The 12,298-nt window shown below is 51.6% G+C and carries 27 protein-coding genes; all 27 read right to left on the bottom strand.

Translation table 11 applies throughout. The features are described 5' to 3' along the window. Window position 1 precedes the first annotated feature (1 nt). The 27 genes from MJZ26_07405 to rpsJ all read right to left on the bottom strand — a co-directional run bounded on the left by MJZ26_07405 (window position 2) and on the right by rpsJ (window position 12,288). Complete coding sequence (locus tag MJZ26_07405; GenBank protein MCQ2105604.1) at window positions 2-976, bottom strand: DNA-directed RNA polymerase subunit alpha; 975 nt, start codon at window positions 974-976, stop codon at window positions 2-4. 18 nt (window positions 977-994) lie between these two features. Beyond that, window positions 995-1,342: a 30S ribosomal protein S11 gene (gene rpsK, locus MJZ26_07400; GenBank protein MCQ2105603.1), complete on the bottom strand. Its 348-nt coding sequence runs from the start codon at window positions 1,340-1,342 to the stop codon at window positions 995-997. 98 nt (window positions 1,343-1,440) lie between these two features. Next, complete coding sequence (rpsM, locus tag MJZ26_07395; GenBank protein ID MCQ2105602.1) at window positions 1,441-1,809, bottom strand: 30S ribosomal protein S13; 369 nt, start codon at window positions 1,807-1,809, stop codon at window positions 1,441-1,443. Between the two features lie 9 nt (window positions 1,810-1,818). Next, window positions 1,819-1,935, bottom strand: a complete 117-nt coding sequence (gene rpmJ / locus MJZ26_07390) for a 50S ribosomal protein L36 (GenBank protein MCQ2105601.1) — start codon at window positions 1,933-1,935, stop codon at window positions 1,819-1,821. 27 nt (window positions 1,936-1,962) lie between these two features. Continuing rightward, the gene (infA, locus tag MJZ26_07385) at window positions 1,963-2,181 is read right to left on the bottom strand and encodes a translation initiation factor IF-1 (GenBank protein MCQ2105600.1); all 219 of its coding nucleotides are present in this window, start codon (window positions 2,179-2,181) and stop codon (window positions 1,963-1,965) included. Further along, on the bottom strand, window positions 2,181-3,539 hold the full coding sequence (secY, locus tag MJZ26_07380; GenBank protein MCQ2105599.1) for a preprotein translocase subunit SecY: 1,359 nt from the start codon (window positions 3,537-3,539) through the stop codon (window positions 2,181-2,183). Before secY ends, infA begins: the two co-directional genes overlap by 1 nt. Further along, window positions 3,539-3,976, bottom strand: coding sequence for a 50S ribosomal protein L15 (rplO, locus tag MJZ26_07375; GenBank protein ID MCQ2105598.1), 438 nt, complete (start codon window positions 3,974-3,976; stop codon window positions 3,539-3,541). The genes secY and rplO overlap by 1 nt, the downstream gene beginning before the upstream one ends. 1 nt (window position 3,977) lies before the next feature. Beyond that, entirely contained in the window at window positions 3,978-4,157 is a 180-nt protein-coding gene (gene rpmD, locus MJZ26_07370; GenBank protein MCQ2105597.1) for a 50S ribosomal protein L30, read from the bottom strand. 11 nt (window positions 4,158-4,168) lie between these two features. After that, window positions 4,169-4,663 carry a 30S ribosomal protein S5 gene (gene rpsE, locus MJZ26_07365; GenBank protein MCQ2105596.1) on the bottom strand — a complete coding sequence of 165 codons (495 nt, stop codon included), beginning with the start codon at window positions 4,661-4,663 and terminating at the stop codon, window positions 4,169-4,171. After that, a complete protein-coding gene (gene rplR, locus MJZ26_07360; protein ID MCQ2105595.1) occupies window positions 4,663-5,034 on the bottom strand; it encodes a 50S ribosomal protein L18 in 372 nt (123 codons plus the stop codon). Before rplR ends, rpsE begins: the two co-directional genes overlap by 1 nt. A 9-nt stretch (window positions 5,035-5,043) precedes the next feature. After that, window positions 5,044-5,583 carry a 50S ribosomal protein L6 gene (rplF, locus tag MJZ26_07355; protein MCQ2105594.1) on the bottom strand — a complete coding sequence of 180 codons (540 nt, stop codon included), beginning with the start codon at window positions 5,581-5,583 and terminating at the stop codon, window positions 5,044-5,046. Between the two features lie 2 nt (window positions 5,584-5,585). Beyond that, window positions 5,586-5,981 carry a 30S ribosomal protein S8 gene (gene rpsH / locus MJZ26_07350; protein MCQ2105593.1) on the bottom strand — a complete coding sequence of 132 codons (396 nt, stop codon included), beginning with the start codon at window positions 5,979-5,981 and terminating at the stop codon, window positions 5,586-5,588. Between the two features lie 13 nt (window positions 5,982-5,994). Continuing rightward, window positions 5,995-6,180 carry a type Z 30S ribosomal protein S14 gene (locus MJZ26_07345; protein MCQ2105592.1) on the bottom strand — a complete coding sequence of 62 codons (186 nt, stop codon included), beginning with the start codon at window positions 6,178-6,180 and terminating at the stop codon, window positions 5,995-5,997. A 9-nt stretch (window positions 6,181-6,189) separates the two neighbouring features. Further along, the gene (gene rplE, locus MJZ26_07340) at window positions 6,190-6,729 is read right to left on the bottom strand and encodes a 50S ribosomal protein L5 (GenBank protein MCQ2105591.1); all 540 of its coding nucleotides are present in this window, start codon (window positions 6,727-6,729) and stop codon (window positions 6,190-6,192) included. Window positions 6,730-6,731: 2 nt separating this feature from the next. Beyond that, a complete protein-coding gene (gene rplX / locus MJZ26_07335; GenBank protein ID MCQ2105590.1) occupies window positions 6,732-7,031 on the bottom strand; it encodes a 50S ribosomal protein L24 in 300 nt (99 codons plus the stop codon). Beyond that, window positions 7,031-7,399, bottom strand: coding sequence for a 50S ribosomal protein L14 (gene rplN / locus MJZ26_07330; GenBank protein MCQ2105589.1), 369 nt, complete (start codon window positions 7,397-7,399; stop codon window positions 7,031-7,033). Before rplN ends, rplX begins: the two co-directional genes overlap by 1 nt. 21 nt (window positions 7,400-7,420) lie before the next feature. Further along, a complete protein-coding gene (gene rpsQ, locus MJZ26_07325; GenBank protein MCQ2105588.1) occupies window positions 7,421-7,675 on the bottom strand; it encodes a 30S ribosomal protein S17 in 255 nt (84 codons plus the stop codon). Window positions 7,676-7,693: 18 nt separating this feature from the next. Continuing rightward, window positions 7,694-7,885: a 50S ribosomal protein L29 gene (rpmC, locus tag MJZ26_07320; protein ID MCQ2105587.1), complete on the bottom strand. Its 192-nt coding sequence runs from the start codon at window positions 7,883-7,885 to the stop codon at window positions 7,694-7,696. Next, complete coding sequence (gene rplP / locus MJZ26_07315) at window positions 7,885-8,298, bottom strand: 50S ribosomal protein L16 (protein ID MCQ2105586.1); 414 nt, start codon at window positions 8,296-8,298, stop codon at window positions 7,885-7,887. The genes rpmC and rplP overlap by 1 nt, the downstream gene beginning before the upstream one ends. A 3-nt stretch (window positions 8,299-8,301) precedes the next feature. After that, the gene (rpsC, locus tag MJZ26_07310) at window positions 8,302-8,961 is read right to left on the bottom strand and encodes a 30S ribosomal protein S3 (GenBank protein ID MCQ2105585.1); all 660 of its coding nucleotides are present in this window, start codon (window positions 8,959-8,961) and stop codon (window positions 8,302-8,304) included. A gap of 5 nt (window positions 8,962-8,966) precedes the next feature. Then, on the bottom strand, window positions 8,967-9,314 hold the full coding sequence (rplV, locus tag MJZ26_07305; GenBank protein MCQ2105584.1) for a 50S ribosomal protein L22: 348 nt from the start codon (window positions 9,312-9,314) through the stop codon (window positions 8,967-8,969). Next, window positions 9,314-9,595: a 30S ribosomal protein S19 gene (gene rpsS, locus MJZ26_07300; GenBank protein ID MCQ2105583.1), complete on the bottom strand. Its 282-nt coding sequence runs from the start codon at window positions 9,593-9,595 to the stop codon at window positions 9,314-9,316. The genes rplV and rpsS overlap by 1 nt, the downstream gene beginning before the upstream one ends. A gap of 3 nt (window positions 9,596-9,598) precedes the next feature. Further along, the gene (rplB, locus tag MJZ26_07295) at window positions 9,599-10,429 is read right to left on the bottom strand and encodes a 50S ribosomal protein L2 (protein ID MCQ2105582.1); all 831 of its coding nucleotides are present in this window, start codon (window positions 10,427-10,429) and stop codon (window positions 9,599-9,601) included. 2 nt (window positions 10,430-10,431) lie between these two features. After that, a complete protein-coding gene (gene rplW / locus MJZ26_07290; protein ID MCQ2105581.1) occupies window positions 10,432-10,737 on the bottom strand; it encodes a 50S ribosomal protein L23 in 306 nt (101 codons plus the stop codon). After that, entirely contained in the window at window positions 10,737-11,357 is a 621-nt protein-coding gene (rplD, locus tag MJZ26_07285) for a 50S ribosomal protein L4 (GenBank protein MCQ2105580.1), read from the bottom strand. The genes rplW and rplD overlap by 1 nt, the downstream gene beginning before the upstream one ends. Further along, window positions 11,357-11,974, bottom strand: a complete 618-nt coding sequence (rplC, locus tag MJZ26_07280) for a 50S ribosomal protein L3 (protein ID MCQ2105579.1) — start codon at window positions 11,972-11,974, stop codon at window positions 11,357-11,359. The genes rplD and rplC overlap by 1 nt, the downstream gene beginning before the upstream one ends. A gap of 5 nt (window positions 11,975-11,979) precedes the next feature. Next, complete coding sequence (gene rpsJ / locus MJZ26_07275; protein ID MCQ2105578.1) at window positions 11,980-12,288, bottom strand: 30S ribosomal protein S10; 309 nt, start codon at window positions 12,286-12,288, stop codon at window positions 11,980-11,982. Window positions 12,289-12,298: the final 10 nt, after the last annotated feature.

The raw sequence follows: 12,298 nt of genomic DNA, 5'->3' as shown, positions 1-12,298 counted from the left end.
TTTAATCCTTCAAGTAGTCATCGACGTCCATACCAAAGCTGAGGCCCATGGAGGTCAATACTTCGTTAAGTTCAACCAAGGACTTACGACCGAAGTTCTTGTATTTGAGCATATCGTTTTCCTTGTTGCGCACAAGTTCGCCAACGGTATGGATGTTTGCCATACGGAGGCAGTTGCTGGAGCGAACGGAAAGTTCCAGATCGTCCACGCGGGTGCGCAGGAGCGTTGCGATACGCTGACGTTCTTCGTCAAGTTCGAGTTCTTCAGGAGATTCGAGATCGCCTTCGAAGTTGATGAAGATTTCCAGGTGATCAACGAGGAGCTTTGCAGCATAGGCAAGAGCGTCTTCGGGATCGATGGAGCCGTCAGTAGTAATCTCAAGTTCCAGACGGTTGTAGTCCGTCTTCTGGCCAACGCGGGTATCGCTGATGTGCATTGCGACTTTCTGCACCGGATTGAAGTTGGCGTCCATGGCGATAACACCGATGGGAGCGTCCTTGTCCTTCAATTCGTCGGCAGTAACGTAGCCACGGCCGCTGGAAATCTTCACTTCCAGAGACAGGGATGCATTACCGTTCAGCGTTGCGATATGAACATCCGGAGTCAGGATAGCGACATTCGGATTATCCATGAAGTCCTTAGCAGTAACTTCACCGTCGCCGGACATATCCAGGCGAAGGGTTTCGTCATGGTCGGACAGGAGCTTGACGCGCAGGCTCTTCAAGTTGAGGATAATGTCAGTGACATCTTCCTTAACACCGGGAACAGTAGAAAATTCCTTGTCCACGCCTTCAATCTTGACGGAGACAATTGCCGCACCCTGCAGAGAAGAGAGAAGCGTACGACGAAGGGCGTTACCCAGGGTGATACCCCAGCCACGTTCCAAGGCTTCTACGACAAACTTGGCGTAGCGGCCATCTTCGCCGGTCTCAACTTTCTGGAAGCTGCGCGGCATCTGAAGTGATTTCCACATCATTGGCGATACCTCTTTTAATTAGACTCTTCTCTTCTTTTTAGGACGGCAACCATTGTGCGGAACGCCCGTCACGTCTCGAATAGAGAGAACTTCGAGGCCCGCATTCTTGATAGCACGGACAGCGGATTCACGACCACCACCTGCGCCCTTGACGCGGACATCAACCTTGCGCATACCGAGGTCGAAAGCCTTGCGAGCAGCGACTTCAGCAGCGAGCTGTGCAGCAAACGGAGTGCTCTTACGAGAGCCCTTGAAACCGGAGTTACCGGGAGAGCCCCAAGCTACAACGTTACCGCGAGCATCGGTAATAGAAACGATTGTGTTATTGAAGGAAGCGAACACGCAAGCAATGCCCTGAACGTCAATACGCTTCTTGCCCTTCTTAACCTTAACTTCTTCAGCAGCCGGAGCTTCAACAGCGGCAGCAGTTTCATTAATTACTTCTTCAGCCACGATAAAACTCCTTACTTCTTCTTGTTAGCCACAGTCTTCTTCGGACCCTTACGAGTACGAGCATTGGTGCGGGAACGCTGACCGCGGACCGGGAGGCCCTTGCGGTGGCGGATACCACGATAGCAGCCAATATCCTGCAGACGCTTAATGTTCAAGGTGATTTCTGCGCGGAGCTGACCTTCCACAGAGTATTCGTCTTCCAAGAGATGACGAATCTTACCTTGTTCTTCTTCAGTCAGGTCGTCACACTTCTTGGTCTTGTCAATGCCCAGCTGAGCACAGACCTTATTAGCGGTGAACAGACCGACACCATAGATTGCCGTCAGACCGTATTCAACAGTCTTGTTTCTCGGTAAATCGACACCAGCGATACGTGCCATACGATCTCCTTATCCCTGCTTCTGCTTGTGACGGGGGTTCTTCGAACAGATGATGCGCAATACACCCTTACGACGGATGATCTTGCAGTTTTCACATCTGGGTTTGATGGAGGCTTTGATTTTCATAGGTTTGACCTTCTTTGAAAATACCTATTACTTGTAACGGTATGTGATTCGACCACGATTGAGATCGTAAGGCGAAATCTCTACCAACACTTTATCGTCGGGCAAAATTCTAATGAAATGCCGACGCATCTTTCCTGACACATGAGCAAGAATCTCATGACCATTTCCGAGCTGGACACGGAAGAATGCGTTGGGGAGTGCTTCCAACACAACGCCTTCTACTTGAATGCCTTCTTCTTTAGCCACTAGCTTGCCATCCTGCCGCGAATGCGGCCATGTTTCAAGAAACCTTCATAATTCTTGGTATGCAACTGGGCTTCGAGTTGACGAAGAGTATCCAGTGCCACACCAACCACGATCAAGACCGAGGTGCCCCCAATATAGAAACTCATATTGAGTGCGTCTTTCAAATACCAAGGTCCAACGCTAATTAAAGCGAGATAAAGGGACCCAGGCAAAGAAATTCTGGTCAAAACATGGTCAATGTATTCTGCCGTCTGCTTACCCGGACGAACTCCCGGAATAAATGCTCCAGACCTCTTCAGATTTTCAGCAATATCGTTCGGGTTGTACTGGATTGCTGTGTAGAAGAAGGTGAAGAAAATAATCAGGAGAGCATCTACCACACTGTATGTCAGGTGACCAGGGATAAATGCAGTGGCAAAAGCCTGCATAACAGACACGTTCGGGAACCAAGATGCAACCATGGCCGGAATGAACATGATGCAGCTAGCGAAGATCACAGGGATCACGTTCGCAGTATTAACCTTGAAAGGCAAATAGCTGGACTGACCACCCACAACCTTACTTCCGACGGTCCTACGAGGACTTTGGAGCGGAATGCGACGGTTCGCCTGCTCAACAAAAACGATAAAGCCGACAATTGCAACCACCACTGCCAGAATGAAGATTTCAATGGCAAGAGGCTGAATGCCTTCCTTAAACATTTCAGTTTCGGCAAGAACGGCCCTCGGGAGGCCGCCGACGATACCGGCGAAGATGATAAGAGAGATACCATTACCTACACCATGGGACGTAATCTGTTCGCCCAGGTACATCACGAAGATCGTACCAGCGGTGAAGGTCAGGGTAGCTAAAAGACGGAAACCAATGTTACCGATGCCGGAGGAGAAGTCCTCAGCGAGGACAGACACAGCACCAGTAGCAGTAGTTACCTTAAGGGAGGAAAGCCATACAGAAATGCCCCATCCCTGCAAGGCAGCCAGGGCCACCGTGAAGTAGCGAGTATACTGATTCAGCTTGGCACGTCCTTCCTGTCCTTCCTTCTGCAGGGTCTGGATCGCAGGAATAACAGAGCCCATCAACTGAATGATAATGCTCGCACTAATGTAAGGCATGATGCCCAGGGCGAATACAGTTGCCTTAGCAAATGCACCACCGGTAAAGGAGTCATACAAGCCAAACAAATTATTAGAGTTACGGAAGAATTCAGCAAGAACTGCGGAATTCACACCGGGGATGGTGATGTGAGCGCCAATACGATAAACGATCAAAAGACCAAGCGTAAAAAGCAACTTCTTACGCAGGTCTTCAATCTTGAAGGCATTGACAAACGCATCAATAGCTTTCTTGAGAGCTTCCATTAGATGATCTCGACTTTGCCGCCAGCAGCTTCAATGAGGCTCTTAGCCTTTTCGCTGATAGCGTTAACCTTTACGTTGATAGCCTTATCGATGGCACCAAAAGCGAGGACCTTAACCAGCTTGTCGGTGTCCTTGATGAAGCCCTGATCGAACAGGACCTGAGCATCAAAGTCAACAACGCTGCAGGAGGCGAGCTTCTTCAGGTTCACGATCTGGTATTCAACACCAGCGTGCTTGAAGCCACGCTTCGGGATACGACGGTGGATAGGCATCTGGCCGCCTTCGAAAGCGACACGACCGGCCTTAGCACTCTTACGAGCACCGGCACCCTTCTGACCACGGCCAGCGGTGGTGCCCCAACCGGAACCCGGACCACGACCGATACGCTTGCGCTTAACGACCTTGGCCTTGCCAGGATTGAGAGTATTGAGTTCCATCTTAGATCTCCTCGACCTTTACCATGTCAGCCACGGCATTGATCATGCCCTGAATGGACGGGGTCAAATTGTGTTCAACAGTCTGTCCGATCTTGCGGAGGCCCAGAGCTGCAACGTTTGCACGATGCATCGGGAGGCGACGGACGGTACCCTTGATCAAAGTAATACGAACTTTCTTCATTGTATTACCCCTTAGGCGTTAGCACCGCGCAGAGCTGCGCAGTCCTGTTTGTTCTTCTGGGAAACGAGGCCATCGACGCAAGCGCGAACGACAGTGCTCGGATTAGAGGAACCGTGAATCTTAGTGAGGATGTTGCGCACACCGGCGAGTTCGAGAACTGCACGGGCAGCAGCACCGGCGATAACACCAGTACCCGGAGCAGCCGGCATCAGGAGGATGCGGGTAGCGCCGCTCTTGACTTCGATGTCATGAGGGATGGTGCCGTCCAGGAGCTGGACTTCGACGATGTTGCGGTGAGCAGCTTCGGTACCCTTACGGATAGCTTCGGAAACTTCCTTAGCCTTGCCGAGGCCTACGCCGATCTTGCCGTTCTTGTTGCCAACGACAACGAGAGCGGAGAAGGACATACGACGACCGCCCTTAACGGTCTTAGCGCAACGGTTGATGTGTACAACCTTGTCTTCAAATTCAGAAACTTGAGCTTCGCGTTCCAAAGTGTACCTCATTAGAATTTCAAGCCGCCTTCACGAGCACCTTCTGCAAGGGCCTGAACGCGACCATGATAGATGTAACCGCCGCGGTCGAAGACCACGGATTCAATGCCCTTGGACTTTGCGACTTCAGCAATCAAGAGACCGAGCTGCTTGCTCTGTTCGGACTTGGTCATTTCGCCATACTTGCCCTGGAATTCCTTGGAAGTAGTGGTGAGCTGAACAAGAGACTTGTTGTTGACGTCGTCGATGATCTGGGCAGTCATGTGAGACAGAGAACGGCGAACAGCCAAACGAGGGCTTTCTGCAGTTCCGACAACAGACTTACGTACGCGTGCGTGGCGTGCGATTCTGGACTGGATTCTTTTCTTAGCAATTGCAGTCATAGTTTACCCTTATTTACCTGTCTTCTTACCCTGCTTACGACGGACAATTTCGCCTTCGTACTTAATGCCCTTGCCCTTATACGGTTCAGGACGGCGGTACTTGCGAATTTCAGCAGCAGCCTGGCCAACCTTCTGCTTGTCGATGCCGGAGATAGTGATCTTCAGCGGATCAACAGCCTTCAGTTCAACGCCTTCCGGTGCCTTGTAGATAACCGGATGAGAGAAACCGAGAACGAGGTTGAGGTCCTTGCCCTTCTGTTCTACACGGTAGCCAACGCCAACGATTTCGAGAGTCTTCTGGAAACCCTTGGTAACGCCTTCGACCATGTTTGCAACGAGAGCACGGGTAGTGCCATGAATTGCACGAGTGAACTTCTGATCGTCAGGACGGGTGAAGGAAAGCTGGTTGTTTTCGAACTTGATAGCGATCAGTTCGTGAACGTCAGCTTCGAGCTTGCCCTTGGGGCCTTCAACCTTAATGTTCTGACCATTGATGGCGACTTTAACGTCGGCCGGGATGTTGATAATAGCTTTACCGATACGGGACATCTTTACCAAACCTTTGCGATGACTTCGCCGCCCACATTTTCCTTGCGAGCTTCGTGGTCAGTCATGACGCCTTTAGAGGTGGAGATGATTGCATAGCCGAGGCCATTGCGAACGCGCGGGAGCTTGGCTGCGTCAACGTAGTGACGAAGACCCGGCGTAGAAACGCGCTGAAGGCCCTGGATAGCGGCTTCGCCGTTGGTGTAGCGGAGAAGGACCTTGAGCATGCCCTGCTTGCCGTCTTCAACTACGACGAACTTCTTAATGAAACCTTTTTCCTGCAGAACGCGAGCGATTTCACGCTTCAGGTTGCTGGCGGGAATGTCCACCACGGGGAGCTTTGCCGTAGAGGCATTGCGGATACGGGTGAGCATATCGGCGATAGGATCTGTCATTGCCATGAGTATACTCTCCTTACCAAGACGACTTAGTGATACCGGGGATTTCGCCGGCGAGTGCCATTTCGCGGAAGCAAATACGGCAAAGGCCAAAGCGGCGCATAAAGGCGTGCGGCCTACCGCAACGCTTGCAACGGTTGTACCCACGAACGGTATACTTCGGAGTACGCTTGCATTTTTCAATCATTCTTGTGCTTGCCATGGTATTACCTTACTTGCGGAAGGGGAGTCCAAGTTCTTCGAGGAGAGCACGGCCTTCGTCATCGGTCTTTGCAGAGGTAACGAAAGAAATGTCCATACCGAAGGTACGAGAAATCTTATCGATGTCGATTTCAACGAAGATGGTCTGTTCCTTGATGCCCAGGGTAAAGTTACCCATGCCATCGAAGCCACGACGTGCGAGACCACGGAAGTCACGAACACGAGGAAGGTCGATGTTGATAAAGCGATAGAGGAAGTCCCACATGTTATCACCATGGAGAGTTACCTTAGCGCCGATACCGATACCTTCGCGGAGGTGGAACTGAGCAACAGCCTTCTTGGCGTTGGTGACGATTGCCTTCTGACCAGTGATAGCAGTCAGAGTATCAACGGCTTCATCGAGAATCTTACGGTTCTGGGAAGCAGCGCCAACACCCATGTTGATCACGATCTTTTCGAGGCGCGGAATCATCATCACGTTCTTGTAAGCAAACTTCTGCTGCAAGGCCGGGACGACTTTTTCGAGATAAAATTGCTTCATCTGGTTCATAGTTATACCGCCTTTCCGGTCTTGACACTCACGCGGACAGCCTTCTTGCCGGCTTCACGAACGATACGAGTGCGAACAGGAGTATTGCCTTCGAGGAGCATCACGTTGGAAATGTCGATGGGCAGTTCCTTTTCGATGATGCCACCAGCCTGGTTGGTCTGGCTCGGCTTTTCATGACGCTTGCAGACGTTAACGCCGCTAACGGTCACCTTGCCGTCCTTGACACTGATCACGGTGCCGGTCTTGCCCTTGTTGGCACCGGAAATCACCTTGACGTTATCATTCTTCTTGATGTTTGCCATTAGAGAACCTCAGGTGCGAGGGAGATGATCTTCATGTACTTCTTGTCGCGGAGCTCACGAGCCACCGGTCCAAAAATACGGGTTCCACGCGGTTCACCTTCCTTGTTGATGAGAACCACTGCATTGTCGGAGAAACGGATCAAAGTTCCATCCGGACGTGCGATTTCCTTACGAGTGCGGACGACGACGGCGTCGGCCACGGAACCCTTCTTCACCTTGCTCTGGGGGATAGCGTCTTTAACGGCTACCTTGATGACATCACCGATGCTAGCATAGCGACGGTTTGTGCCACCCAAAACGCGGATGCAGGCGACTTCCTTGGCACCACTGTTATCGGCCACGACGAGTCTGGTTTCTTCTTGAATCATATTCGCCTTACTCCAAAAAGATTATTTCTTCTTTTCCACAATGCGAACCAAGCGCCAGCGCTTAGTTGCAGAGAGGGGACGAGTTTCCATGATTTCTACCAAGTCGCCTTCCTGGGCTTCATTCTTTTCATCATGAGCCTTGAGCTTCTTAGTAGTAGTCATGATCTTGTTGTACATCGGGTGACGCTTGCGGTTTTCAACCACAACCGTGATGGTCTTGTCCATCTTGTCAGAGCTGACTACACCCTGCTTAACCTTACGAAGGTTTCTATCCATTTCCTGCTCCTGCCCGGCTTATGCCTTGGCCTTTTCGGTGAGGATGGTCTTGACGCGAGCGATGTCCTTACGGGTCGTTGCGATCAAAGAGGGTTTTTCCAAGTTACCGAGCTTAGCAGCCATGCGGTAATTGAACAGATCGAGATTCAACTGGGCCAGCTTTTCCTTGAGCTGGTCAACGCCCAGTTCCTTTAATTCACGTGCCTTCATTAGATCTCCGATTCTTCGATGATTTTGCACTTGAGGGGGAGCTTCTGAGCTGCCACATGGAGAGCTTCCAGTGCCAGTTCGCGTTCTACACCACCCATTTCGAAAATGATGCGACCCGGGAGGATTACGGCTGCCCAGAATTCAACAGCACCCTTACCCTTACCCATACGAGCTTCTGCAGGATGGCGGGTAATCGGCTTGTCGGGGAAGACGCGGATCCAAACGCGGCCACCGCGCTTGATCTTACGAGTCATGGCGATACGAGCGGCTTCAATCTGACGAGCAGTGAGCCAGCACTTTTCAAGAGCCTGAATGCCGAATTCGCCAAAGGCGATGGAGTTGCCGCGAGAGGCGACGCCCTTCATGCGGCCTTTCATCTGCTTACGATGTAATGTTCTTTTAGGACTCAGCATATATTACTTCTCTCTCTTGTTATCGGACATGACGTCCTTACCAATCTTTTCACCGTGCATGATCCACACCTTGATACCGATAGCACCGTAAACGGTCTTAGCGATAGCAGTTGCGTAATCAATGTCAGCACGAAGAGTGTGCAGAGGTACGCGACCTTCAGCATACTTTTCAACGCGGGCAATTTCGGCACCACCGAGGCGGCCACCGCACTGCACCTTGATACCTTCCACACCAGCGCGCATTGCGTTCTGGATGGCGCGCTTCATAGCGCGACGGAAGGAAATACGCTTTTCGAGCTGGCGAGCAATGTTTTCGGCAACCAACTTGGCGTCGGAGTCGGGACGCTTGATTTCCTGGACGTTAATATAGATTTCTTTTCCGGTGAGGAACTGGAGTTCGCCCTTCAGCTTCTCCAATTCTTCGCCCTTACGACCGATAACGATACCCGGGCGAGCGGTAAAGAGGTTCACGTTAACCTTCTTGACGGTACGTTCGATGCCAACCTTGGACAGGGAAGCATGTTCGAAGCGCTTCATCAAGTAGCGACGGAGCACGATGTCTTCATAGAGAAGATCGGCAAACTTGTCTTCGGCATACCACTTGGATTCCCAGCCGCGGATAACGCCAAGACGAAGACCATTCGGATGAGTTTTCTGACCCATTGTAATTACTCCTTGTTGGCCACAACGACTGTGAGGTGGGAGAGCGGCTTTTCGATACGGAAAGCACGGCCCTGAGAACGCGGATGGATGCGCTTCATGATGGTTGCACCGTCAGCGGTAATGGTCTTAACGACCAGTTCTTCTGCGGCAACCGGAGCGGCAGACTTCTGCTTGAAGTTAGCAACAGCGGACTTCAAAGCATTTTCTACCAGGGGAGCGCCCTTGGTCTGCGTGTGGAGGATGGAAAGCATTGCGAATGCTTCTGCAACGGACTTGCCACGAACCAGGTCGACAACGCGACGCAGCTTGCGAACACCGTAGCGTACGTTTTTCACTTTAGCGACAGCTTGCATTATTTCTTGCCTCCAGCAGCTTCAGTCTTACGGTGACCCTTGAAAGTACGGGTCAGGGAGAATTCACCGAGCTTATGGCCAACCATGTTTTCGGTTACATAAACCGGGATGAACTGCTTACCGTTATACACGGAGAAAGTGAGACCGACCATATCGGGAATGATAGTGGAACGGCGGGACCAGGTCTTGATGGCCTGCTTCTTGTCGGAACCAGCCATTGCCTGAGCTTTGACGAGAACGTGGGAATCCACGAACGCACCTTTCTTAAGGGATCTGGACATGAATTAGGCCCTCTTCTGACGACGACGTACGATGAAACGATCGGTACGCTTATTGTTACGAGTTTTTGCACCCTTAGAGTTCTTACCCCAAGGAGAGCAGGGATGACGACCACCAGAGGTACGACCTTCACCACCACCAAGGGGGTGATCGACCGGGTTCATAACGACACCACGGACGGCCGGACGCTTACCGAGCCAACGAGAACGGCCAGCGGAACCAGAGGATTCATTCATGTGATCGATATTGGAAACCTGACCAACGGTAGCGAGGCAGTCTTCCGGAATGTAGCGAACTTCGCCACTCGGGAGACGAACCTGGCAGAGCTTGCCGTCCTTAGCAACCAGTTCTGCACCGGCACCAGCGGAACGAGCAATCTGAGCACCCTTGCCCGGCTTCATTTCGATGTTGTGGATAATGGTGTTCAGCGGGATTTCGCGAAGCGGCAATGCGTTACCGACGCGGAATTCTGCACCTTCACCAGAGTTCAGTACATCACCGACCTTAACGTCTGCCGGAGCGATGATGTATGCACGCTTACCGTTTTCGAACTTAACGAGAGCGATACGTGCGGTACGATTCGGATCGTATTCGATGGTTTCGATAGTGCAAGAAACGCCTGCGTCCTTGCGCTTGAAATCAATGAGACGATACAACTTCTTGTGACCACCACCGCGACGGCGGGAGGTGATTTCACCGACGTTGTTACGGCCAGAGCTGCGCTTGATACCTTCGGTAAGCGGCTTGTACGGCTTTTCAGCAGTGATTTCCTTACGGTCACCAATCTGCTTATAACGAAGCGTCGGGGTAAGCGGGCGATAAGACTTCAGACCCATGATTATACTCCTTCGAACTCAGCGATGGACTGACCGGCCTTCAAAGTGATGTAGGCCTTCTTCCAGTTGGACTTCTTGCCAGCAGCCATGCCCATACGCACGCGCTTGATCTTGCCACGGTTGATCAGGGTATTGACGGAATCAACCTTAACGTTGAAACGCTTTTCAATAGCATCCTTGATTTCGGTCTTGGTGGCAGACTTGGCAACCTTGAAAACGTACTTCTTCACATCCTTAGAAGCAACCATGATCTTGGCAGTTTCTTCGGTGATGTGCGGAGCAACCAGAATTTCGTGAATTTCAGCCATTAGCGGCCTCCTTCAAGTTCTGCAAGAGCAGCCTGAGAGATGACGACGTTGTTAGCACGGACGATGTCGTAAGTGTTGACATCGGCAACGCGTGCGCAACGGCACCAAGGAATGTTGTTGGAGGACAGGTAGAGGTTCTGATCCTTATCGCTAACGATGAGGAGAGCGTTACGCTGTTCCAGACCGGACTTTGCGAATACGGAGAGGAGATCCTTAGTCTTCGGAGCTGCGAAGCTGAGAGCTTCGAACACCTGCACCTTGCCTTCAGCAGCCTTAGCAGCGAGAGCAGAGTGGAAAGCGATCTTCTTGACCTTCTTGTTCACCTTTTCAAAGTAGTCATGAACCTTGGGACCATGAGCCTTAGCACCACGAACCCAAACAGCAGAGGTGTTCTGACCGGAACGAGCACGACCGGTACCCTTCTGCTTCCAAGGCTTCTGACCACCGCCGGAAACTTCGGACTTGGTCTTGGTCTTGGCGGTACCCTGACGATTGTTGTTCAGGATAGCCTTAATGTGGAGGTACATGCAGACCTTGTTGACTTCGGCGTCAAAGAGAGCCGGAAGCTGAATATCATTCTTAAAATCGCCAGTAGCGGCGAAAAGCTTTGCAGTAGCCATTAGTCTTTCCTCACCACGATAATGCTGTTCTTAGCACCGGGGACTGCGCCACGGACGAAGATCAGGTTGCGGTCGCCATCAACCTTAACGACCTGGAGGTGCTTAACGGTAACCTTCTTGTTACCGAACTGGCCAGCCATGCGCTTACCCGGGAAAACACGACCCGGATAGGAGTGAGCGGAAGTACCACCCGGTTCACGCATATTGTGAGTACCGTGGGAACGAGGACCGCTGTGGAAGTTGTGGCGCTTGATGGTACCAGAGAAGCCGTGACCCTTGGAGATACCGGAAACGTTGACGACCTTAGCGTCAGCGAAATCGGCAGCACCGAATTCCTTGCCTACCGGCCAGGATTCGAGATCAGCGACATCAAATTCAGCGAGGTGTTCACGAACAGCAACGTCAGCCTTCTTGAAGTGGCCGATTTCAGCCTTGTTGGCACGCTGTTCCTTCTTGAGACCAAAGCCGATCTGGACAGCAGTGTAGCCGTCCTTCTCTTCTGTCTTGTGGGAAACAACCACGCACGGACCGGCTTCGAGAACCGTGACAGGGACGCATTCGCCCTGTTCCGTGAACACTTGGGTCATTCCCAATTTCTTTGCGAGAATACCGTTCATTGTTATTAAACCTTAATTTCGACTTCAACGCCTGCGGGCAAGTCAAGTTTCATGAGGGAATCTACAGTCTGCGGAGTAGCATCAAGGATGTCGATAAGACGCTTGTGCGTACGGGATTCGAACTGTTCACGAGAAGTCTTGTCAATATGCGGAGAGCGGAGCACCGTATACTTCTGGATCTTCGTCGGCAGAGGGATGGGGCCTGCAATGCGGGCACCAGTGTTCTTAGCTGTATTCACGATGTCTTGAGCAGAGCGGTCGATCATGCGATGATCGAAGCTCTTCAAGCGAATACGAATGCGTTCACCAGCCATTGTAAATTCC

The organism is Fibrobacter sp. (assembly GCA_024398965.1).
Taxonomy (GTDB): Bacteria; Fibrobacterota; Fibrobacteria; order Fibrobacterales; family Fibrobacteraceae; genus Fibrobacter.
The sequence above is the reverse complement of the archived record's forward strand: the minus strand, read 5'-3'. Positions and strand labels throughout refer to the sequence as shown.

Excerpts from the sequence above, each read along its gene's own strand:
- MJZ26_07345 (MCQ2105592.1), bottom strand. The coding sequence starts at position 6,180 with ATGGCAAGCACAAGAATGATTGAAAAATGCAAGCGTACTCCGAAGTAT.
- MJZ26_07405 (MCQ2105604.1), bottom strand. The coding sequence starts at position 976 with ATGATGTGGAAATCACTTCAGATGCCGCGCAGCTTCCAGAAAGTTGAG.
- rpsJ (MCQ2105578.1), bottom strand. The coding sequence starts at position 12,288 with ATGGCTGGTGAACGCATTCGTATTCGCTTGAAGAGCTTCGATCATCGC.
- rplP (MCQ2105586.1), bottom strand. The coding sequence starts at position 8,298 with ATGCTGAGTCCTAAAAGAACATTACATCGTAAGCAGATGAAAGGCCGC.
- rplE (MCQ2105591.1), bottom strand. The coding sequence starts at position 6,729 with ATGAACCAGATGAAGCAATTTTATCTCGAAAAAGTCGTCCCGGCCTTG.
- rplW (MCQ2105581.1), bottom strand. The coding sequence starts at position 10,737 with ATGGCTGAAATTCACGAAATTCTGGTTGCTCCGCACATCACCGAAGAA.
- rpsC (MCQ2105585.1), bottom strand. The coding sequence starts at position 8,961 with ATGGGTCAGAAAACTCATCCGAATGGTCTTCGTCTTGGCGTTATCCGC.
- rpsS (MCQ2105583.1), bottom strand. The coding sequence starts at position 9,595 with ATGTCCAGATCCCTTAAGAAAGGTGCGTTCGTGGATTCCCACGTTCTC.
- rpsH (MCQ2105593.1), bottom strand. The coding sequence starts at position 5,981 with ATGGCAATGACAGATCCTATCGCCGATATGCTCACCCGTATCCGCAAT.
- rplV (MCQ2105584.1), bottom strand. The coding sequence starts at position 9,314 with ATGCAAGCTGTCGCTAAAGTGAAAAACGTACGCTACGGTGTTCGCAAG.
- rplR (MCQ2105595.1), bottom strand. The coding sequence starts at position 5,034 with ATGACTGCAATTGCTAAGAAAAGAATCCAGTCCAGAATCGCACGCCAC.
- rpsE (MCQ2105596.1), bottom strand. The coding sequence starts at position 4,663 with ATGAGGTACACTTTGGAACGCGAAGCTCAAGTTTCTGAATTTGAAGAC.
- rplF (MCQ2105594.1), bottom strand. The coding sequence starts at position 5,583 with ATGTCCCGTATCGGTAAAGCTATTATCAACATCCCGGCCGACGTTAAA.
- rpmD (MCQ2105597.1), bottom strand. The coding sequence starts at position 4,157 with ATGAAGAAAGTTCGTATTACTTTGATCAAGGGTACCGTCCGTCGCCTC.
- rplX (MCQ2105590.1), bottom strand. The coding sequence starts at position 7,031 with ATGGCAAACATCAAGAAGAATGATAACGTCAAGGTGATTTCCGGTGCC.
- rplD (MCQ2105580.1), bottom strand. The coding sequence starts at position 11,357 with ATGGCTACTGCAAAGCTTTTCGCCGCTACTGGCGATTTTAAGAATGAT.
- rpsQ (MCQ2105588.1), bottom strand. The coding sequence starts at position 7,675 with ATGGATAGAAACCTTCGTAAGGTTAAGCAGGGTGTAGTCAGCTCTGAC.
- rplN (MCQ2105589.1), bottom strand. The coding sequence starts at position 7,399 with ATGATTCAAGAAGAAACCAGACTCGTCGTGGCCGATAACAGTGGTGCC.
- rplC (MCQ2105579.1), bottom strand. The coding sequence starts at position 11,974 with ATGAACGGTATTCTCGCAAAGAAATTGGGAATGACCCAAGTGTTCACG.
- rplB (MCQ2105582.1), bottom strand. The coding sequence starts at position 10,429 with ATGGGTCTGAAGTCTTATCGCCCGCTTACCCCGACGCTTCGTTATAAG.
- rpmC (MCQ2105587.1), bottom strand. The coding sequence starts at position 7,885 with ATGAAGGCACGTGAATTAAAGGAACTGGGCGTTGACCAGCTCAAGGAA.
- rpmJ (MCQ2105601.1), bottom strand. The coding sequence starts at position 1,935 with ATGAAAATCAAAGCCTCCATCAAACCCAGATGTGAAAACTGCAAGATC.
- secY (MCQ2105599.1), bottom strand. The coding sequence starts at position 3,539 with ATGGAAGCTCTCAAGAAAGCTATTGATGCGTTTGTCAATGCCTTCAAG.
- rplO (MCQ2105598.1), bottom strand. The coding sequence starts at position 3,976 with ATGGAACTCAATACTCTCAATCCTGGCAAGGCCAAGGTCGTTAAGCGC.
- rpsM (MCQ2105602.1), bottom strand. The coding sequence starts at position 1,809 with ATGGCACGTATCGCTGGTGTCGATTTACCGAGAAACAAGACTGTTGAA.